General features: G+C 60.9%; 17 protein-coding genes. 12 read left to right on the forward strand and 5 right to left on the reverse strand.

Annotated features, from left to right (window positions below; genetic code table 11):
• Positions 1-23: 23 nt before the first annotated feature.
• Positions 24-1,688: an FMN-binding protein gene (locus ACILSE_RS12295; RefSeq protein ID WP_395717693.1), complete on the reverse strand. Its 1,665-nt coding sequence runs from the start codon at positions 1,686-1,688 to the stop codon at positions 24-26.
• Between the two features lie 102 nt (positions 1,689-1,790).
• Here ACILSE_RS12295 and ACILSE_RS12300 point away from each other — a divergent pair, with 102 nt between their 5' ends.
• Genes ACILSE_RS12300 through ACILSE_RS12325 form a run of 6 tightly spaced genes read left to right on the forward strand, consistent with a single transcriptional unit; the run spans position 1,791 to position 9,262 of the window.
• A complete protein-coding gene (locus tag ACILSE_RS12300; RefSeq protein ID WP_395717694.1) occupies positions 1,791-2,348 on the forward strand; it encodes a YceI family protein in 558 nt (185 codons plus the stop codon).
• A 6-nt stretch (positions 2,349-2,354) separates the two neighbouring features.
• Positions 2,355-3,518 carry a type III polyketide synthase gene (locus tag ACILSE_RS12305; protein ID WP_395717695.1) on the forward strand — a complete coding sequence of 388 codons (1,164 nt, stop codon included), beginning with the start codon at positions 2,355-2,357 and terminating at the stop codon, positions 3,516-3,518.
• A gap of 4 nt (positions 3,519-3,522) precedes the next feature.
• Complete coding sequence (locus ACILSE_RS12310) at positions 3,523-5,493, forward strand: FAD-dependent monooxygenase (protein ID WP_395717696.1); 1,971 nt, start codon at positions 3,523-3,525, stop codon at positions 5,491-5,493.
• A 56-nt stretch (positions 5,494-5,549) separates the two neighbouring features.
• Complete coding sequence (locus ACILSE_RS12315) at positions 5,550-6,197, forward strand: hypothetical protein (RefSeq protein WP_395717697.1); 648 nt, start codon at positions 5,550-5,552, stop codon at positions 6,195-6,197.
• Between the two features lie 29 nt (positions 6,198-6,226).
• Complete coding sequence (locus ACILSE_RS12320) at positions 6,227-7,648, forward strand: sulfatase (protein WP_395717698.1); 1,422 nt, start codon at positions 6,227-6,229, stop codon at positions 7,646-7,648.
• A 42-nt stretch (positions 7,649-7,690) separates the two neighbouring features.
• Positions 7,691-9,262 carry a hypothetical protein gene (locus ACILSE_RS12325; protein WP_395717699.1) on the forward strand — a complete coding sequence of 524 codons (1,572 nt, stop codon included), beginning with the start codon at positions 7,691-7,693 and terminating at the stop codon, positions 9,260-9,262.
• Positions 9,263-9,346: 84 nt separating this feature from the next.
• Here ACILSE_RS12325 and ACILSE_RS12330 read toward each other — a convergent pair whose 3' ends face one another.
• Positions 9,347-10,921: a peptide ABC transporter substrate-binding protein gene (locus ACILSE_RS12330; protein ID WP_395717700.1), complete on the reverse strand. Its 1,575-nt coding sequence runs from the start codon at positions 10,919-10,921 to the stop codon at positions 9,347-9,349.
• A gap of 106 nt (positions 10,922-11,027) precedes the next feature.
• Between ACILSE_RS12330 and ACILSE_RS12335 the strand changes: the two genes are divergently transcribed.
• Together ACILSE_RS12335 and ACILSE_RS12340 are read left to right on the forward strand one after the other, a co-directional pair.
• Positions 11,028-12,698 (forward strand): sialate O-acetylesterase, encoded by a 1,671-nt coding sequence (locus tag ACILSE_RS12335; RefSeq protein ID WP_395717701.1) that lies wholly within the window; start codon positions 11,028-11,030, stop codon positions 12,696-12,698.
• Positions 12,699-12,724: 26 nt separating this feature from the next.
• Complete coding sequence (locus ACILSE_RS12340) at positions 12,725-13,315, forward strand: xanthan lyase (protein WP_395717702.1); 591 nt, start codon at positions 12,725-12,727, stop codon at positions 13,313-13,315.
• On the opposite strand, the gene ACILSE_RS12345 is transcribed toward ACILSE_RS12340, so the two are convergent.
• Both ACILSE_RS12345 and ACILSE_RS12350 read right to left on the reverse strand, forming a co-directional pair.
• Entirely contained in the window at positions 13,309-13,893 is a 585-nt protein-coding gene (locus tag ACILSE_RS12345; protein WP_395717703.1) for a hypothetical protein, read from the reverse strand. The genes ACILSE_RS12340 and ACILSE_RS12345 overlap by 7 nt on opposite strands.
• A gap of 56 nt (positions 13,894-13,949) precedes the next feature.
• Positions 13,950-14,840: an RNA polymerase sigma factor RpoD/SigA gene (locus ACILSE_RS12350; protein WP_395717704.1), complete on the reverse strand. Its 891-nt coding sequence runs from the start codon at positions 14,838-14,840 to the stop codon at positions 13,950-13,952.
• A 367-nt stretch (positions 14,841-15,207) separates the two neighbouring features.
• Here ACILSE_RS12350 and ACILSE_RS12355 point away from each other — a divergent pair, with 367 nt between their 5' ends.
• The 4 genes from ACILSE_RS12355 to ACILSE_RS12370 all read left to right on the forward strand — a co-directional run bounded on the left by ACILSE_RS12355 (position 15,208) and on the right by ACILSE_RS12370 (position 18,155).
• On the forward strand, positions 15,208-16,203 hold the full coding sequence (locus ACILSE_RS12355; RefSeq protein ID WP_395717705.1) for an alpha-ketoacid dehydrogenase subunit beta: 996 nt from the start codon (positions 15,208-15,210) through the stop codon (positions 16,201-16,203).
• A gap of 58 nt (positions 16,204-16,261) precedes the next feature.
• Entirely contained in the window at positions 16,262-16,480 is a 219-nt protein-coding gene (locus ACILSE_RS12360) for a type II toxin-antitoxin system HicB family antitoxin (protein ID WP_395717706.1), read from the forward strand.
• Entirely contained in the window at positions 16,477-16,662 is a 186-nt protein-coding gene (locus tag ACILSE_RS12365; protein ID WP_395717707.1) for a type II toxin-antitoxin system HicA family toxin, read from the forward strand. The genes ACILSE_RS12360 and ACILSE_RS12365 overlap by 4 nt, the downstream gene beginning before the upstream one ends.
• Before the next feature lie 62 nt (positions 16,663-16,724).
• Positions 16,725-18,155, forward strand: coding sequence for a sulfatase (locus ACILSE_RS12370; protein WP_395717708.1), 1,431 nt, complete (start codon positions 16,725-16,727; stop codon positions 18,153-18,155).
• Here the strand turns inward: ACILSE_RS12370 and ACILSE_RS12375 are convergent.
• Positions 18,142-20,322, reverse strand: coding sequence for a thioredoxin domain-containing protein (locus tag ACILSE_RS12375; RefSeq protein WP_395717709.1), 2,181 nt, complete (start codon positions 20,320-20,322; stop codon positions 18,142-18,144). The genes ACILSE_RS12370 and ACILSE_RS12375 overlap by 14 nt on opposite strands.
• Between the last annotated feature and the right edge of the window lie 51 nt (positions 20,323-20,373).

Below are 20,373 nucleotides of genomic sequence, written 5' to 3' on the forward strand. Positions count from 1 at the left end.
CGCAGCCTGTTGGTAGCCGGGTTTCAGCCAGGAGCAAAGAGAAGAACGGCTGCGACACATGCCGCGGCCAGCCAGTCCCGCATGCCAAAACGATCCGCATCACCCGTGAAACGCAGCAGCTTGAACAACGCCCCCGTCGGGCAGCCATAGCGGCAGTAGGCCAGCGGCGTCACCAGCGACCAGATCACGCCGGCCACCGCGATCACGATGCTGGCCCATCCGGCCACGCGAAACACATACGCGTCGAACGGCTCCAGCGCGTTCAGATCCACCGGCAGCGCGAACGCCACACTGCTCAGCACAAATGCGAGCAAAACGAACGGCATCTTCGTCAGAGCACGCTCCACCTGTTTGGAAGGCGACCATTGAAACCGCAGTCGTCGCGCCAAAAGCTGCTGCAGGGCCCCGTGCGGGCAGATGTGATGACAATAGAGCTGTTTGCTCGTGAAAACCGGCCCCAGCAATGCCACGGCGGTCAACAACACCAGCCCGGATGCATTTCGCCACGGCGTGCCATGCGCCGCCCAGCCCGCGAGCAATCCCTGCGAGAGCAATTCGCCCGCGATGAAGCCGCCGTAGATCACCAGCAGCACATGGTGCGCATGACGGCCCCACGCGATGCCACGCAGTCGCGTGAACGCCATCACCAATGCCGCCAGAATCACCGTTACATGCCCGGTGTCCTGCCAGCGCCACCGAATCCGCGTCCACCAGCCGCGTTTCGCCTCCTTTTCCTTCAACAGCGACTGTGCGCGCACACGCACGCCCTCCGCCACACCATAGCTCGTTTGCGTCGCGCCGGAAACGCCTTCCACACCCGCTTTCGCAAAGTCGATGTTCGCGATCTGCTCCAGAGCCATGCCGTCAAACGTCTTCAAAAACGCCGGATCACCTGTCACATAGCCAACATAGACCTCCGTGTCATAGCTGCGGCGCAAAGCCAGGCCTCGCAGCTTCGAACCTCCCGCATCCATCAGCATGAACGTGTCGCTCGGTCCTTTGTAGCCCACGATTCCATCCGCAGCCGGTGCCGTGCGCACGGCGAGCGCGATCACGTTGCCATTCGCATCGAGAACTTCCTGCGAACCCGGATGCGTTTTCGATTCGCGCAGTTTCACGGCCTTTGGTTCCAGTTTCTGCACTTCATCGAGTGTGATCGCATCAGGAAACCGCAGCGAGGTCGTCGCGCTCTTGCCGAGACGACGCAAAACACCTTCCGCGATCGCGCTGCTGGTCAATGTCGCGCCCGAAACCGCGTCCACCTTCATTCCCGCCGCCTCGGTGGCCTTTTTGCCGGTGAACTGCTTGAAGAACGAGCGCTCGCCCACCACCTCCGCCACATGATCCGTCGTGTCAGCGCTGTGCAGGATGCGCAGGCCGAGCACTTTGCCGCGCGAGTCGAGCGCGATGAGCGTGTTCGTCGGCCCCGAGTAACCGATGATGTCATCCGCCTCGGGTGAGGTCTGCATCACATGACCGAGCGTGATGCCGGACGCGTCCTTCACGACCTGCATGCCGCTTTGCGATGTCAAAACGGCCGCCGCGGGAAAAAAGTCCCGCACACGCTCCACGGTCATCTCCAGCATCTCCGTCTGCTGCGTGCGCCGGATCGCGATCACCGCCACCGCCAGCAACGCCACACGCCAGAGGCGCAGCACGATGGATTTCCAGTGTTGGGATGACGACATGCACAAATTCGTAGCAGTGTCCCACAGGAAATGAAATGAGATTGCGTATCAGGGTGGATATTGGGTTCCAAGTGGTTGGCTGCATGTATTTTTGCTGCCTACATGAGCATTCGTTTTCTTTGTTGTTACGGGCTGCTGGCTTCGTGCCTCTTTGCAGATGTTTCCACCTGGTCTGGTAGCAGCCAGATCAGGTTTGACGGAACCTCCACGCTTCATGACTGGGGCGGCAAAGTCTCCGCCCAGCCTTTCAAGGCGCAAGTCACCATGAATGGCGACAAACCGCAGCGCATCGTCTCCACCGTCACGGTCAAAGCCGCCGAGATGGTCACCGAGGAGGCGAAACGCGATGAAAACATGCGCAAGGCCATGAAGGTGGCCGATCACCCGCTGATCGTCGGCAAGATCGACGCGAAGTTTTCCGAGGTGGCTGCCGCGGGCACGCCAACGAAGCTGCCGATCGAGCTGAATCTGCTCGGCACGCCGCAAAACGTCACCGGCACGATCTCAAACTGGAAGCTCAGCGGTAACAAGGCGACCTTCGATCTTGATTTCCCCGTCTCCATGAAGGCCAGCGGCATTAGCGTCCCCACGGTGCTCATATTCATCCGCGTAGGGGATGGTGTGAAGGTTCATGCGTCGGTTACACTTACTCGAAACTGAATTCTCATGTCCGCCTACATCCACCACATAGCCACCCGGACGCCGGGCTACACTTACAGCCAGGCCTACACGCGTGACCGCCTGAAAAGCTGGACCAGTGATCCCAAGACCAAACGTTTGATCCACGCGATCTACAACCGCAGCGGCATCGAGACGCGGCACAGCGTCACGGGTGACTTCGTCGAAGATGCCGAGGCGGCGCTGTTTCGCACGGTGGAGGACGGCACGCTGATCTCACCGGGCACCGGGGCGCGCAACGCGTGCTATGCGCGTGAGTCGCGCAAGCTGGCCGTCGCCGTCGCGCGGCAGGCTTTGCAAGACGCGCCGGGATTCACCGCGCAGGATGTCACGCACATCGTGTTCACCTCCTGCACCGGTTTTGCGAATCCGGGGCCGGATTATCACATCATCCGTGAGCTGGGCCTGCGCGAGGACGTGCAGCGCTACACGCTGGGCTTCATGGGCTGCTACGCAGCGTTTCCCTCGCTGCGCATGGCGGCGCAGTTTTGTGAAGCGGATGCCAACGCCGTGGTGCTCGTAGTGTGCCTGGAGCTTTGCACGCTGCACATGCAGGTGAATGACGCGCCGGATTCCATCCTCGCGAACTCCCTGTTTGCCGATGGCGCGGCGGCGGCCATCGTGAGCGCCCGCGTGCCGGAACCACGTAGCGCCGCGTACCGCCTGCATGGCTTTGAATCCGCGCTCGTGGCATCCAGCGAGCAGGAGATGGCTTGGGAGATCGGCGATGAAGGTTTCAACATCGTGCTTTCCAGCTATGTCCCGGACATCATCGGGGCCAACATTCGCGCCTTGCTCGGCGGCGTGTTGCAACGGCAGAATCTCGCTTTCGACAAGATCGACGAATGGGCGGTGCATCCCGGCGGACGCGCGATCTTGGACAAGGTGCAGCAGAGCCTGGCGCTGAAACCTGAAGCGCTGGACGCCTCGCGCTCGATTTTGCGTGATTACGGCAACATGAGCAGCGCCACGATCCTGTTTGTGCTCAAAGAGCTGCTTGATGAAGCCGAGAGCGAACCGGCGATGACCTGCGCGATGGCCTTCGGCCCCGGCCTCACGGTCGAAACGGCCGTGCTGGAGCGTCTGGGCTGCACGGTGCCTTCGGCCGAGGCTCAGGCGGCACAAACACTCTCCAGCGGCGTCACCGCTTGATGCCATGCATGCAACATCAACGCCGCTTTACACACCTGCGCAGCGCTGGGTAGCTCTGGGTTATGGCTTGCTGAGTCATGCGCTGTTCCTGGCCTCCATCGTGGTGATGTTTGTCAGCCTGTATCGCGGTTTGTCGTTTGGGCTGCTGCATCTGCATGGCTGGGCGGCGGTGATGGATGATGTGCTGCTCGTGGCGCAGTTTGCCGTGGGGCACTCGCTGCTGCTGTCGGACAAAGGCAGGCGCTTCATGACGAAACTCGCGCCGCTGAACCTTGGCCGCGATCTTTCGACGACGGTGTTCGCCGGCCTCGCCTCGCTGCAACTGCTGGCGGTGTTTCTGCTGTGGTCGCCCTCGAACGTGGTCTGGGCCGCGCCGGAAGGCTGGATCAACAACGTGCTGACGACGCTGTATGCCATCTCCTGGCTGCTGCTGGCGAAGTCGATGAGCGACGCGGGACTTGGCACGCAGATCGGCAGTGTCGGCTGGCGCTCGGTGTGGAGCGGACAGCGTCCGGTTTATCAGCCGTTTGCGCGCACGGGCATGTTTCGCCACAGCCGGCAGCCGATTTACTCGTCCTTCACGCTGATCCTCTGGACCGCGCCGGTGTGGACGCTGGATCATCTGTTCATCGCCATCACCTGGAGCGCCTACTGTGTGCTGGCGCCGGTTATCAAAGAACGCCGCTACCTGCGCTGGTATGGAGCGGCGTATGCACGCTATCGGCAGCGCGTGTCGTATTGGTTTCCGGCCAAAGTGCGCTCCATCAAGTCTCCCACCATGAAACCCACGGATCATGATATCGCCATCGTCGGTGCGGGACCGGTCGGTTTGCTGCTCGCTGGGCTGTTGGGGCAGAAGGGACTGCGAGTGCTCATCGTGGACAAGCGCACCGAGCCGCTCATGCATTCGCAGGCCATCGGCATCACGCCGCCGTCGTTGGAAATCCTCGCGCGTCTCGGCCTTGATGAGGAGTTTGTCCGTCGCGGCGTGCCGATTCGCGATTGTCATGTGCATGGGCAGTCGGGTTATCTCGGTTGCGCGTCGTTTCGTGAGATTCCGGGCGCGCATCGTTATATCCTCTCGCTGCCGCAGCAGATAACGCTCTCGTTGCTGGAGTCAAAGATCGCCACGATGCCGAATGTCACGCTGCATCGCGGGATGGAGATCACGCAGATCGAGCAGGATGCCGAACTGGTGACGCTGAGCGGTGCCAACTTCACCACGACCGCCCGCTGGCTCGTCGGCTGCGACGGGCACAAGAGCCGCGTGCGTGAGCTGATCAAGATGCGCGGCAAGGGCGCGCCCTATGGCTGCCATTTCCTCATGGGCGATTTCATCGACCACACCGCGCTCGGGGATGACGCGCATCTGTGGTTCACGCAGGATGGCGCGGTGGAGTCTTTTCCTCTGCCCGAAGGCCGCCGCCGCTGGATTGTGCAGACCAAGCAAGCCATGCCAGAAACGAAACGCGGCTTCATCAGCGACATCGTGCGCAAGCGCACCGGTCTTGATCTGCCCGCCGAGGATCAGCAAAACCAGAGCCCGTTTTCGCCCCGCTGGATGCAGACCGAGCAGTATCACGACGGGCGTGTCATTCTCTGCGGCGATGCCGCGCATCTGATGAGCCCCATCGGCGGCCAGGGCATGAACACCGGCTGGGCGGACGCCGAATTCCTCGCCGAGGCGCTGCTCGCCATCGAGCAACGCAGCCAGCCCGCGCTGCCCTTGCTCGAAGCATATGACCGCTGCCGCCACAGCGCCTCAAACGCCGCCACCGCTCGTGCCGCGCGCGGCATGTGGCTCGGCACCCGCACCGGACGCATCCAGTCCTGGCTGCGCGATGTCTTCATGCGCGAGTGCTTGTTCAAAGGCCCGCTTTCCCGCCGCATCGGCCCGTACTTCGCGATGCTGACGATTCCTTACAACACGGTGAAGCGCGTGCCGGCGAAGCTGTGGGAAAAAGTCTCGTCGTGAGGCTCGCCACGCTGCCTTTGCTTGCCTTCCGGCCGCCAAACGTGCAACACAGCGCCATGCGCGCGCGTGTCATCGAGCAGGAGCTGCTGGAAATCTACCCCGAGGATCATCCTGATGCGATCTGCGGACGTGAAGATCTCCTGCTGGTGAACGCGGTGATGGGAAATCATCGCTGGATGGAGCGCATGCTGCGGCGCTGGCACCAGCCCGGATGGCGCATCACCGAGATCGGCGCGGGAGATGGCGCGTTGTCGCTGCGGTTCAAAGAACGCGGGATTTGCGAAGCCAAGGATTTGCACGCGTTTGATCTCGCCGCTCGTCCGTCACGCTGGCCGTCAGAGGCCGCATGGACTCAGGGTGATTTTTTTCAGCATCCACTGCCTGACAGCGAGGTGCTGGTGGCCAATCTGATTCTGCATCACTTCCGCGACGAGCAACTGCGCGTGCTCGGCAGCCGCATCTCATCGAAAACGCGGCTGATTCTGGCCGCTGAACCGGCGCGGCAGCGTATTCACACCTGGCTGGGCCGTTTCTTCTGCTGGCTGGCCGAGCTCAACCACATCACCGCCTACGACATGCAGGTGAGCATCCGCGCCGGGTTTCGCGGTGATGAATTGAGAGAAGCGCTGGGTCTGGCTGACGAGTGGCGTGTTGAAGCGTGCGTGCATCCGCTCGGAGGTTATCGTTTCATCGCCAGGCGGTGAGAATTCGACGCTCGTGGCGTTTCAGCAGCATGATTCGCCTGCTACTGTGCCTTCTTCTGCCGGGTGTTTTGCATGCCGCGCCGCCAAACATCCTGCTGCTCATCGGCGACAACTGGTCCTACGAGCATGCGGGGGCGAATGGGGACAAGGCGGTGCGTACGCCGGTGTTTGACCGCATATGCCGGGATGGCATGCGTTTCACGAATGCGTTCTGTCCGGTGCCCTCGTGCTCGCCGACGCGTTCATGCATCGTCACGGGCCGTGCTGCGCATCAGTTGGAAGATGCAGCGAGCTTGTGGAGCAAGTTCCCACGCAAGTTCCGGGTGTTTGGCGATGACTTGAGCAAAGCGGGCTGGCACGTCGGGTTTACCGGCAAGGGATGGTCGCCGGGCAACTTCAAGGACTTTGGACGCGAGTTGAATCCCGTGGGCGCGGAGTTCAAGGACTTCGGGAGTTACTTGGAAGCTCGGAAGGACAAGCAGCCATTCTTTTTCTGGTTTGGATCGACGCACACGTCGCTGAACAAGTGGAAGGCAGGCCTGGGGAAAGAGCGCGGCATTGATCCGGCCCGGGTGCGCGTGCCGACAGCGCTGCCCGATGTGCCTGAGGTGCGCGAAGAAATCGCGGATTATCTCGCGCAGGTGGAGCTGATGGATGCCGCGTTTGGCGATGCGATTGCGCTGCTCGAACAAAACGGCGAGCTGGATAACACGGTCGTGATTTGCACCAGCGACAACGGATGGCAGATGCCGCACGGTCTCGCGCATTGTTATGACGACGGCACGCACGTGCCACTGGCGGTGCGTTGGCCGCGACAGGTAAAGCCAGGGACCGTGAGGGATGATTTCATCTCGTTGACGGACTTCGCACCGACGTTTTTGGAGATGGCCGGTCTCAAAGCGTGGCCGGAGATGACGGGGCGCAGTTTTGTGGATGTTCTCTGCGGAAAACCATCCGGCGTGAAGCGAGACGTGGTCTTCATCGAGCGCGAACGGCACGCCAATGTGCGGAAGGGTGATCTGAGCTATCCCGTGCGTGGAGTCCGCACGGCGGAGTTTTTGTACCTGCGCAATCTGCGTCCGGAGCGCTGGCCGGCGGGAGATCCGGAGCTGTATTTTGCCGTGGGGCCGTATGGCGACATCGACGGTTCGCGCACGAAGGCGTTCATGATGGCGCATGCGGATGATCCGGCGGTGAAACCACTTTTTGAGATCAGCTTTGGCAAACGCCCCGCCGAGGAGCTGTACGATTTGAAGAGCGATCCCGATCAAATCGTGAATTTGGCCGCCGATCCGCGTTTTGCGCAGGCGAAGGCCGAGCTCGGAGCCAAGGTGGATGCCTGGATGCGCGAGACGAATGATCCGCGCGCTGTCGATCCCGCGACGAACGTCTGGGACGCGTATCCATATTTCGGCGGGAAGGCGAAGGAGCCGCGAGCGACGAAAAAATGACGCACGTTGCCGCAGGACCTAACCGCGTTCATAATGCGGCACATGATCCGGCCCCACACGCCGAAAGAAACTCCTGCTGGCAAACCCGCGCGTGGCGGTGATGGCGGTGGCGCGTGGACATCCCCCTGGGGGCTCGACCAGGAATGGCACGACGCGCCTCCGGCGAAAAAGAGCCGTAAATTCGAGGAGAGCGGCGATGAGACTGTTCCGGCCCGCAGACCTGAACCAGAGTCTCCAACGAAAGCACACACGCCCTCGCCACGGGCCGTGGAGGCAGCGCCGAGAGCCTTTCCGCAGCCTTCCCGCCAGCCTTCGCCACAGCGGCAAGTGCCTCTGCCGACGGAACGCGAGGCATCGTGGGGCACTTTGATCATTCTCTGCATGGGCTTGCTGGCGTTTGTGTTCATCGCCTGGATTTACATCGAGGACGAGAATCCTGGTTTTGACGAAGACCTGCTGTTCCGGCCGCCGGTGGACCAGGCGCAGACGATCCGCACGCCGGAGAAATTGAAGAAGTTTCTCGCGTCGCTGGCTTCGTTCCAAAATGCGGTGCCAAATGGCCGGCCGCCGTGGCTGTGGGACACGCCCACGCTTTCGCGCATTGTGCAGTCGAACGGCGCGGCGCTCGACAATCTGCGTGATTTGCTCGAAGATCCCGACTGGCATCCGAATCACTCCGCGTGGCATGCGGAGGATGTGTGCGGTGATGCGCGCTGGCATCAGGCGCTGCTTTTGAAGCAAGTGGAGGCCGCATATCTCTCGCGCAGGCAATTGGAGGAGGAGGCGTTCACCGCGGCGATCGACCTGGCGGAGATCGGCTGGAGGTTGGAGCAGATTCACGCGTGGCCGTCGTGCTATCAGCGTTCGCTGGACGCCCAGACGCTCGCCGCGCAGACGCTCGCGGACTTGCTGCGGCAGACGAAACTGCCGGAGGCGACGCTGCGGCAGTTTCAACGCCAGTTCAGCGTGTGCCAGCCCACCCGCGAGATGCTGCTAAGCGCGCTGAACGCGTTCTACGTGCATGAAAAGAAGCTCATTCTCGGTCCGGAGAGCAAGGAGCTGGCGGACACCATGCCGGGCGGCGCGCAGTTGAAGAGGCCGGGACGTTTGTTCTTCAAACCGCATGAAACCGTGCGGTTGTTTGCGACCGCGTTCCGGCAGTTGAAAGACGATGCGAAGGCTCCGCTGGCGCAGACATCCGACATCCGCCTCAAAGATGCACCCGCTGTCGAAGGATCGCTCCAGCCGAACTCGGAAGGCCGGCTGTATTTCATGCGGCGCATGAAGACCTACACGCCGCTGCCCGCCTTTCTAGATCTGGTGCGCACGCGGGGGAATCTTATCGTCACGTTGTTCGCGATCCGGCGCTGCATCGCGGAGAAAAAGACGCTGCCTGCGACGCTGGAGCAACTGCGCGCCTTCAACTACCTCCTCGACGTGCCGATAGATCCTTACACCAGCGCTCCGCTGCAATACAATCTCACTCGCGGCCTATTATGGTCAGTCGGCAACGATTTGAAATCCGCAGGCGGCATTTTTTCCGAGCCGCCGATGAACGACGCGACGGAGCCGACGCTGGAGATCGGCATCGCCGTGGCGGGTGCGGTGAAGTGAGCATGCCGACCGCGTCGATGCGCCGCTGTGCGAAAAAGCCCGGCTGTTGCACAACCGGCTCGGACTTTATTGCACGCAAGAAGGCTACTTTTTCCACCGCATGCAGCGGAAGGGATGATCGTCGATCATGTTCGGCTGCACGCCGGCGAGGCGGTCGGCGTGGTAGAACTGGACGCCGACGTAATGGTAGATCGGCAGGATGACACAGTCGTCGGTGACGAGGAGCTTCTCCGCCTGCTGGAAGATCGTTTTGCGCCGGTTCAAATCGGGTTCTCTGGCGGCGGCGGCGATGAGCTCGTCGTATTTCGCGTTGCTCCAGCCGGTGCGGTTGTTGCCGCTGCTGGAGAGAAACATCTCCAGGAAAGTGCCGGGGTCGTTGTAGTCGCCCACCCAACTGCTGCGGCAGAGGTGGTAGTTCTTTTCCTTCATCGAGGCGAGGTAGATCTTCCATTCCTGCTTCACGAGATCGACGCTGATGCCGAGATGCTCCTTCCACATGGCCTGCAGCTCGACGGCGATGTTGCGCTCGACAGGCTTTGGAAAGTAGAGGTATTCGACACGCGGGAAGCCTTTGCCGCCGGGATAACCGGCTTCGGCAAGAAGCTGTTGCGCGCGTTTGGGGTCAAACGTGGGGCCGGGCGGGGGTTGGTAGTCCTGGCCTGCTCCCGGCGGGGTGAGGCTGTAGGCGTTGCGCTCGCCGAGCTGGGTGATTTTTTCAGTCACGCGATGGCGATCGATCGCCAGGGAGAAGGCGAGACGAATCTTGGGATTGTCAAATGGGGCGCGATGCACGTTGAAGCGTGTGAAGTAGCTGCCGAGGAACGGACCGGTGTGGAAGTAGGGCTGCTGCTTGAGCTTCGCGGTAAGCGACGTGGGCACCATGCCTTTGTCCATGATGAGATCAGCCTGGCCGGTGAGAAAGTAATTGATCGCGGTGTTCGGCTCGGAAATCGGCAGCACTTCGATGACGCGCATCGGCACATTCGCGGCGTCCCAGTAGCGTTCGTTGCGGCGCAGCACGATGCGGTCGTCCAGCAGCCAGTCTTCGAGCGTGTATGAGCCGTTACCGATCAAAACGCCCGGCTTGATCCAGGCGGTGCCATGCTTTTCAACGACGCGCCTTGGCACCGGTTGAAAAGCGGTGAAGGCGCAGAGGTCGATGAAGTAGGGAGTTGGATTTTCGAGCTCGACTCGAAGCGTGTGATCATCCAGCGCGGTGACACCGACCTGCGTGAAGTCTGTCAGTTTGCCCTCGTGAAAATCGCGGGCGTTTTTGATCACGTAGAGCTGGCTGGCGTAGTCGGCGCCGAAGTTCGGATCGAGCACACGATGCCACGAATAAACGAAATCATGCATCGTCAGCGGCACGCCGTCGCTCCAGGTCGCGTTCGGACGCAGATGGAAGGTGTAGATTTTGCGGTCCGGAGAGATGTCCCAGCGTTCTGCCATGCCGGGCTGCGGTCTGCCGGCCTCGTCGATGCGGCACAGGCCCTCAAACAACGCCGAGGCGATGCGCATGCCCACTTGGTCGGTCACAATCGCGGGATCGATGCTCTCCGGCTCCGCGCCATTGATGAACACAAGATCCGCACGCGGACGCGATTTCCCGCAGGAGGCGAGAGTCAGTAGAAGCGCGGCGGCGAAGACAAAACGAATCACGGCGGAACGCTAGCACACGGTTGTGGCGGTTCGCAGCACAAACCTTGCTCCATCTGCAATGAACAGTGCCTGCGCCGCGTTCCAACCGCCCAACTTTTCTCCCACCATGCGTTCCCTCTGCCTCCTACTCGCCAGTCTCTCGCTTGCCGCTCACGCGGAATTGAAACTCCCGGCCATCATCGGCGACAACATGGTGCTGCAGCAGAAACAGGCGAACCCGGTCTGGGGCTGGGATGCGCCGGGCACGGAGGTGACTGTGACCTTCGCGGGTCAAACCAAGACCGCCAAAGCCGATGCGAAGGGCAAATGGACCGTGAAACTCGACGCGGTGCCCGCGAACGCGACACCGGCGACTATCACGATCAAGGGCAGCAGCACGCGCGAACTGAAAAACGTGCTCGTGGGCGAGGTGTGGGTCTGCTCCGGCCAGTCGAACATGGGTTTCAATGTCGGCAGCACCTGGGACGCCGATTTGGACATCGCGCAGGCGAAACATCCGCTGATTCACATCATTTCGGTGCCGCAGGTCGGCACGCAGGAGATTCAAGACGACTTCAAAGGCCAGTGGGAAGAGTGCAGCCCGGCGAATGTCGGGCAGTTTACGGCGGTGGGTTATCATTTCGGCCGGGTGCTTCATGAAATGCTCGGCGTGCCGGTCGGGCTCATCGACAACGCCTGGGGTGGCAGCGCCTGCGAAGCGTGGGTGAAGCGTGATCTACTGGAGAAAGACCCTCGCTTTGCCTCCATCATCGCGAAGTGGAAGCAAACCGAGGCCACCTTCACGCAGGCGGCTTTCGACAAGCAGGTCGCCGACCATAAAGCCAAAGTCGATGCCTGGGCCTTGGCTCGGAAAGAAGCCCTCAAGGCGGGAAAGCCAGTGCCGGCCAATCCGCCGCGTGCGCCGCAGAATCCGCTGACCGGCCAGCATCGCCCCGGCAATCTCTACGCAGGCGTGTTGCATCCGACGATCGGCTACGGCATCAAGGGCGCGATCTGGTATCAGGGCGAGTCGAATGCCAGCCGTGCAAAGGAATATCGCGATCTCTTCCCCTTCATGATTGAGCATTGGCGCAAAGAATGGCAGCAGGGTGATTTCCCGTTTTACTGGGTGCAGCTTGCCGACTACAAGCCCTATCAGACCGAACCCGGCGACAGCGACTGGGCTGAATTGCGTGAGGCACAAACTCTCACGATGAAAAAGCTGCCGCACACCGGCCAGTGCGTCATCACCGACCTCGGCGAGGCGAATGACATTCATCCCAAGAACAAGCGCGACGTGGCCGAGCGCCTCGCCCGCTGGGCTTTGGTCAACGACTACGGCCAGAAGCTGGTTTATCGCAGCCCCGAACTGAAGGACGTGAAGTTCGACGGCGGCAAAGCGCTGCTGACCTTCGATTTCGCGCCAAACGGACTGCGCACCGTCGATATTGACGAGCCGCAGGGCTTTGCGATCTGCGGCGAGGACAGGAAATGGGTGTGGGCGAAGGCCAGCATCATCGGCGGCTCGAAGAAAGGTACCAACCAGATCGAAGTCAGCAGCCCTGCCGTGCCAAAGCCTCTCGCCGTGCGTTATGCGTGGGCTGACAATCCGATTTGCAACGTTTATTCCGCCGAAGGCCTGCCCGTCACGCCCTTCCGGACCGATGACTTCCCGATGATCACCGATTCGGCCAATCCAAACAGCGTTGAGGCCCAGAATGCGAAGCGAGCAGAGGATTTGAAGAAGCTGATGGAGGCCCGGAAAAAAGCGGCCAAGGCGAAGGCTGGGAATAAGTGATTGGGGTTCGCTGCATCCGGCTTGGCATGACCACACGCTTTCCTGGCATTGCTCTTTTGTTTCTCGGGGCATCCCTGGCCTCAGAGGCTCTGAAACCACATCCGCAGGCGCTTCCCAACAAGCATGCGCCGGGTGAAGTGGACCGGCCGGAAATGGTGAAGTTTTGCGAGACGGATACGAAGTCGCTGCCCGGCATCGTGGTCGATGAAACGAGAGCGGAACTCGTCGGCGAGTGGGAGTACTCGACTCACACGCCCCCGTACGTCGGCCTTGGCTACCTGCATGACATGAAGGCGGGCAAGGGAGCCAAATCGGTGACTTTCACACCCGATCTGCCAAAGGCCGGCTGGTATGAGGTGCGGCTGGCGCATTGCTACAATGTGCGTCGCTCGACGAAGACGCCGGTGACGGTTCATCATGCGGATGGCGAGACGAAGACGCGCATCAACCAACAGCAGGAGGCGGAGCATGGACGTTTGTTCCGCACGCTGGGCACGTTTCGATTTGAAGCCGGACGCAAGGGCTGGGTGCGTGTGTCGAATGACGGAACGGAAGCGGACAAAGTCGTGATTGCGGACGCGGTGCAGTTTTTGCCAGCGAAGCCGCCTGTTCACTGAACGTTCGTGCCAGCAAGTGGGTTCTCATCAATCCAGAATGGGGCTCCCCTTGTTTTCGGCGTGATGATTCCATGCTTGCTTGGGAACCAGCCGTATTTGCTGTTTTTCGGGACTGGCAGCTTCAGTTGCGACAACTGTGCAGTGATGGAAACACGCCTTTCCTCGCGGTCTCCTTCTCTTCCTTCAAAGATGACCTGATCGTGGGTCAATTGCTTCACCGTCTTCTGGTTTGGCTTGCCCACGAAACGCTTCAAGAAATCCGAGTTGGTGCCTTCGATGGTATATCGGTAGAGATTTCCCTCCAGCTCCCATCTTCCCCAGACCAGCACAACCTCATGAGGTTTGTCGAAGTCATAGGCCAGGTACTCTTTTTTGGCATAACGACCGTCCGCATGCCGGTCCACGATCCAGTAGCCGACAGGTACGGTGTCTGATTTCCAGCGTCCGACCAAACTCGGCGTGCTACTCGTGTCGGTGGTGGTGATTTCCTCCCATGGCGCCTTGTACACCGTGGAGCATGAAGCCGCACAGATGAGAAGGATGGCGATGGTGATCTGGCGCATGGCAATCATGTTCATGAAAAACAAAAGCCGGAGTCTCGCGACTCCGGCTTTGTGTGATTCTTTGGAAAAGACTACTCCTCAGCGGCTTCGGCGGCGGCCTTCTTTTTCTTCTTCTTGCCGCCGGCGTTGCGCAAAGCCTTCGGAATCGGGTCTTCCTTCTTCTGCAGGGCACGGCGCAGCTTGCGCAGCGCGATGTTTTGAAGCTGGCGGATACGTTCGCGTGTGACGCCAAACTCCTGGCCGACTTCTTCCAGCGTGCGCGGCTTTTGACCGGCGAGGCCGAAGCGGGCGTCGATGATCTTGCGTTCGCGTTCGTCGAGAACGGTGAGCAGACCATCGAGCTGGCCGTGCATGTTCTTGTGCGAGAGCAGCTCGAAAGGCGTCTGGGCGTTTTCGTCGCCGACGATTTCACCGAACTCGGTGCTGTCGTCGTCGCTGATCGGCGCGTCGAGCGAGGCCGGACGCATCGAGGCGACCTTGAGCTGGCTCAGCTTGGCGCGGTCGATGCCGATTTCCTCGGAGAGTTCGTCGTCGGTCGGTTCGCGGCCGAGTTCCTCGGACATCGCCATCGCGACGCGGCGCATCTTGCTGATTTTGTCCACCATGTGGACGGGCAGACGGATGGTCTTGGACTGGTTGGCCAGGGCGCGCTTGATGGACTGTTTGATCCACCAAGCGGCATAAGTTGAGAGTTTGCCGCCCTTGTTTGGGTCGAAGCGCTCCACGGCCTTCATGAGGCCGATGTTGCCTTCGGAAATAAGGTCGAGAAGTGGCAGACCGTAGTTGGCGTAATCTTGGGCGATCTTCACGACGAGGCGGAGGTTCGCACGGATCATGTGCGAACGGGCCTCGGGGTCGCCACGCTTGATGCGTTCGGCAAGCTCGACCTCCTGGTCGGGAGTCAGCAAGTCAGTCTTGCCGATCTCTCGCAGGTAAATCTTGATGCCTCCGTCGAGTTCCATGTTGATCAATCTATAAGGGTATTACGAAGCAAAGAGCAAAGTCCTTGCCCCCGGCGGGACGCAGGGGGTGTCGAGTATAAAAGAAGATTCGCACTTCGCTCGTCTTTTTTGAGCAAGTTTGCGGCCAGAAGCAGGGCGTGAACTGAGCGAAAGTGGCACAGGCGGTGAATTTGCAGGCTCTCTTCAACTAAACTTTGAGGCCCTCGTCAATATCATTTCTGGGAAAAGTTAAGATTTGCTAAGTAAAACGCCCTGAGACGGCCATTTTGTGTCGATTTTGGACTGTTTGCTGCATTGCAGGCCCTTCTGCCGCCCGGCTTGACACCGCCCCCGGTCTCTCCGACTAACTGCCCCCTCAAAACCTGCCATGCCCCGCCGAATCACCTACCGCGACGCCATCCGTGAAGCCCTCGACGAAGAAATCGCCCGCGACCCCATGGTCGTGGTGATGGGGGAGGAAGTCGCCCAATACAACGGCGCTTACAAAGTCACCCAGGGCCTTTGGGACAAATGGGGCGACAAGCGCCTCGTGGACACCCCCATCAGCGAGGCCGGTTTCATCGGCATGGGCATCGGCGCCAGCATGCTCGGCGTGCGTCCGGTGATGGAACTCATGTTTTGGAGCTTCTACACCGTGGCCTGGGACCAGATCGTGAACAACGGCGCGATGGTCCGCTACATGTCCGGCGGCAAGATCAACTGCCCCATCGTCATCCGCGGTCCGGCCAACGGCGGCACCAGCGTCGGCGCGACCCATTCCCACACGCCGGAAAACATCATGGCGAACTTCCCCGGCATGAAGTGCGTCTGCCCCAGCAACGCCTACGACGCCAAGGGCCTCATGAAGGCCGCCATCCGTGACAACGACCCGGTGATGTTCATGGAGAGCACCAAACTCTACGGCGAAGAATGGGACGTCCCCTCCAACGACGAAATCCCCGGTGGCGATCTCTTTATCCCGCTCGGCCTCGCCGATGTGAAACGCGTGGGCTCCGACATCAGCCTCATCGCCCACGGCAAAGCCGTCATCACCTGCCTCGAAGCCGCCCGCATCCTCGAAGAAGAGCACGGCATCAACGCCGAGGTCGTCGATCTCCGCACCATCCGCCCGCTCGATGAGGACACCATCCTCGAATCCGTCGCCAAGACGCACCGCGCCATCTACGTCGAAGAAAACAAGCCCTACTGCGGCATCGGTGCCCAGATCGCCTACATGATCCAGGAGCGCATCTTCGACGAACTCGACGCCCCCGTGCAACGTGTGTGCAGCCTCGACGCCCCCGCCATCTACAGCCCGCCGCTCGAAGCGATCCAGCTTCCGACCGCGGACGTCGTGGTGGCGAAGGCGCTCGGCATTTGCTGATCGCGGGATCGTTTCAAGTTTCAGGTTCCAAGTTTCAAGTTGGTGCTAAGCTCGAACCATGAAACTCACCCAAGTCTTCAAAAAGATGCCCGAGGGCTACATTGGCTTCGTGGAGGAACTGCCCGGAGCCAACACCCAGGGAGCCACGCTTGAAGAAACCCGTGCCAACCTCCGTGAGGCCATTGAGCTTGTGATGGAGGCCAACCGCATCCTCGCGGAAGAAGAAATCGGCAACGAGGAGGTGTTTCGTGAAACCCTTCTCCTTGCCGTTGCGTGAAGCTCCGCGACCTCCTCAAGCACCTGCATGAGCACGGGTGCGAGTTCTTGCGCGAAGGCGGGAACCACAGCGTCTATGTGAACCGCCGCGCCCGAAAAAGCTCCGCCGTTCCACGGCATCGTGAGATCAATGACTTCCTTGTGAACAAGATCTGCAAAGACCTGGAGATTCCGAAGCCCTGATTGAGGATTCGCTTCAAGTCAGGTCACAAGTTTCAAGACGGAGCCGCGTTTTGCCTCCACGCATGAAACTCGGAACTCTCGCCTGCCTCCTTTCGTCTTTCCTCATTCTGGTTTCGTCATTCGCGGCGGAGCCGCGCCCCAACATCGTCGTCATCCTCTGCGACAACCTCGGCAATGGCGACATCGCGTGCTTCAATCCGCAAACGAAGCATCGCACGCCGAATCTCGACCGCATGGCGGCGGAGGGGCGCAAGTTCACCAGCTTCTACTCCGCCAGCGGCGTCTGTACACCGAGTCGCGCCGCACTCATGACTGGTTGCTACCCACGACGCATCGGCCTGCACATCAGCGCCATCGGCGCGGCGGTTTTGCAGCCCGTCGCCACACGCGGCATCCATCCGGGCGAGGAGACGATGGCGGAGTTGTTGAAGCAAAACGGCTACGCCACCGCCTGCTTCGGCAAATGGCACCTCGGCGATCAACCGAACTTCCTACCCACCCGCAACGGCTTCGATACCTTCCTCGGCATTCCCTACAGCGAGGACATGGTCCACGACAAATTCCCCGAGAAGAACTGGCCGCCGCTGCCACTCATGCAGGACGAATTCGTCATCGACGCTCCCGTCGCCGCCGAAACACTCACCAAACGCCTCACCGAGGCCGCCGTGAAATTCATCGGCGAGCATCGCGAGCAGCCCTTCTTCCTCTACTTCCCCGAAGCCGGACCCGGCAGCCGCAAAGAATGCTATCCCGGCCCCGAGTTCCGCGGCAAATCCGCCAACGGCCTTTACGGCGATTCCATTGAAGAACTCGACTGGTCCGCCGGCGAGATCCTCAAAGCCCTCAAAGACAACCACCTCGACGACAACACCCTCGTCATCTGGACCAACGACAACGGCGCCGTGAACCGCAACCCGCCGCAGGGCAGCAACGCGCCCTACAAAGGCATGGGCTACAGCACCAGCGAAGGCGGCCAGCGCATGCCCTGCATCGCCCGCTGGCCCGGCAAAGTGCCCGCAGGCACCACCTGCACGCAGCTTTGCACCATGATGGACCTGCTGCCGACACTCGCCGCCATCACCGGCTCCAAAGCACCGACAAAGCCCATCGACGGCCGCGACATCCGCCCGCTGCTCTTCGATGAAAAGAACGCCCGCTCGCCCTACGACGGCACCGGCTTCTACTACTACAACGTCACCCAGCTCCAAGCCGTCCGTGAGGGCGATTGGAAGCTCTACCTCCCGCTCGACGGCAAAACCGGCCTCGGCAAAGCCGCCAAAAAGCCCGCCCCACAAAAACTCGCCCTCTACAACGTCCAAACCGACCTCACTGAGCAACACGACCTCTCCGCCGCCCATCCCGACATCGTCAATCGCCTCCAAACCTACGCCCAAACCGCCCGCCAAACCCTCGGTGATGGCGAAATCCGCGGCACCGAGCAACGCGACGCCGGGCATGTGGAGAAGCCGACGCCGCGCATCAAGCAGCCTTGAGCACCTTCTCCAAATCCTCCACCGTCGTCACGGGAGCCTGGCAGGTGAAGTTTTGGCAGACGTAGGCGGCGGGCTTGTTGCCGACGGGTTTCATGCCGGCGACGGCTTCGTTGTGCGTGGCGAGCCATTGCTGTCCTGCGCCGCCATCGGCGTGGAGGAGGGCGGCGTTGGGCAGGAACTTGCGGCGGAGGTGGTTGGCGAGCGTTTTGAACTCGGGGGTGATTGAATCACCCGCGAGGACGATTTGCTGCTTGCCGCGATGGTGCAGATCGAAGGCCATGGTCATCACGGGCACGGCGGAGGGGCTGTCTTTCAGCGTCGAGCCAAAGAGAGCGAAGATCTTTTCGGCCTGTTGCTTGTGGCTGTCCTTCGCGAGCAAGGCGCTGAGCCGCCCGAGGTTGAGAGCGGCGAGCGAGTTCGGCGAGGGCTCGGCACCGTCGTAGTCCTCCTTGATGCGCAAGACGGTGTTCGGCATGTCGGTGTGGACGCTGTAGTAGCCGCCGTTTTTCGCGTCGAGGAACAGCGAGTCCATCTCGCTTTGCAATGCGACAGCCCATTGCAGCCATTTCACGTCGAATCCAGCCTCGTAGAGATCGAGCATGCCGTGAATGAGGCAGGCGTAGTCGATGGCAAAGGCCTTCGGGCCGCGCTGACCTTCACGCCAGGAACGATGCAGCTCCTTGCCGGGCGTGGCACAAAGCTGGTCGTGGAGGAATTGCGCGGCACCGGCGGCAAGTTTGATCATTTCTTCGTCGGCCAGCGCGGCACCGGCACGTGCGAGACCGGAAATCATGAGTCCGTTCCACGCAGCGATGATTTTGTCGTCGAGATGCGGACGCGGACGCTTGCCGCGTGCCTCAAAAAGCTTCTTCATGCCGTCGTCGATGATGGCTTTGACTTCCTCCGGCGACTTTTTGAAGAACTCGCCAGTCTTCTTGAAGGAGACAGCACGGTAGAGTGTGTTCAGGCCTTTGAGTTCGCCCTGCGGATCGCTTTCAGGCCGTGCGTTGCCATCACGACGCGCGCCGTAGGCATAGCGGAAGATGTTGCCGTTCTCTTTGCCGAGGACTTCGTCGATCTCGGCCGCTCTCCAGACGTAGAACGCGCCTTCGGTCTTGTGCGCGGCATCGGCGGTGGCGAGGCTGTCGGCATCCTCGGCGGAGAAGAAGCCGCCGTCTTTGTGACGCAGATCCCGCTTCGCATACTCGACGGTGCTGCGGATGATGCCTTCAAACAGCGCGTTCTGCGTTAGCTTCCACCCTTCTGCATAGGCGCTGAGGAGCTGGCCCTGATCGTAGAGCATCTTCTCGTAGTGCGGGATGTGCCAGTAGCCATCCACGCTGTACCGATGAAAGCCGCCGCCAATGTGGTCGCGCATGCCGCCGTTCGCCATGCCTCGCAGTGTCTTCACGGTCATCTCCATGGCCCAGTCGCTCTCGGAGGAGCGATCCTCGCCTTTTTTCTCGGCAAGGATGCGATGAATGCGCATGAGCAGGTTCAGCGTGGAAGGACGTGGGAACTTCGGCGCACTGCCGAAACCGCCTTCGTGGTAATCAAAGCTGCCGGAGAGGTCGTCGTAGGCTTTCTGAATGACCTTGTCGTGATCAAGGCCGCTGACGGCAGTGTTTTCATTGTCGAGGTGCTCCTGCAGCTTCTCGACGGATCGGTTGGCGCGATCCTCGATCCCCTTGCGATCCTCCGTCCAAACCTTCGTCAGCTCGGTGAGCAGTGATTTGAAACCAATGCGCCCCGGCGTGGTCTCCGGTGGATAATACGTGCCGCCATAAAACGGCTTCAGCTCCGGCGTGAGGAAGACGCTCATCGGCCAGCCGCCGTGGCCGCTGGCGGCCTGGACATAGGTCATGTAAGTCAGATCGACATCGGGACGCTCCTCGCGGTCCACCTTCACCGGAATGAAGTTTTCGTTGATCTGCTTCGCGATCTCCTCGTTCTCGAACGACTCGCGCTCCATCACGTGGCACCAGTGACAGGTCGAGTAGCCGGAGGAGAGAAAGATCGGCTTGTCCTCGGCCTTCGCTTTCGCAAACGCCTCCTCGCCCCACGGCAGCCAGTTCACGGGATTGTGCGCATGTTGCAAAAGATAGGGCGAGCGCTCCTTGGCGAGGGCGTTGGTGAATTTGGGCGGCTGGGCGGTCGTTTCGCTCATGGTGGGGGTGGTGAGAGAACGTTCACGCGGAGGGCGGGGTTGCAAGGCGGG

The sequence above is a fragment of the Prosthecobacter sp. genome (assembly GCF_044236155.1).
Lineage (GTDB): Bacteria > Verrucomicrobiota > Verrucomicrobiia > Verrucomicrobiales > Verrucomicrobiaceae > Prosthecobacter.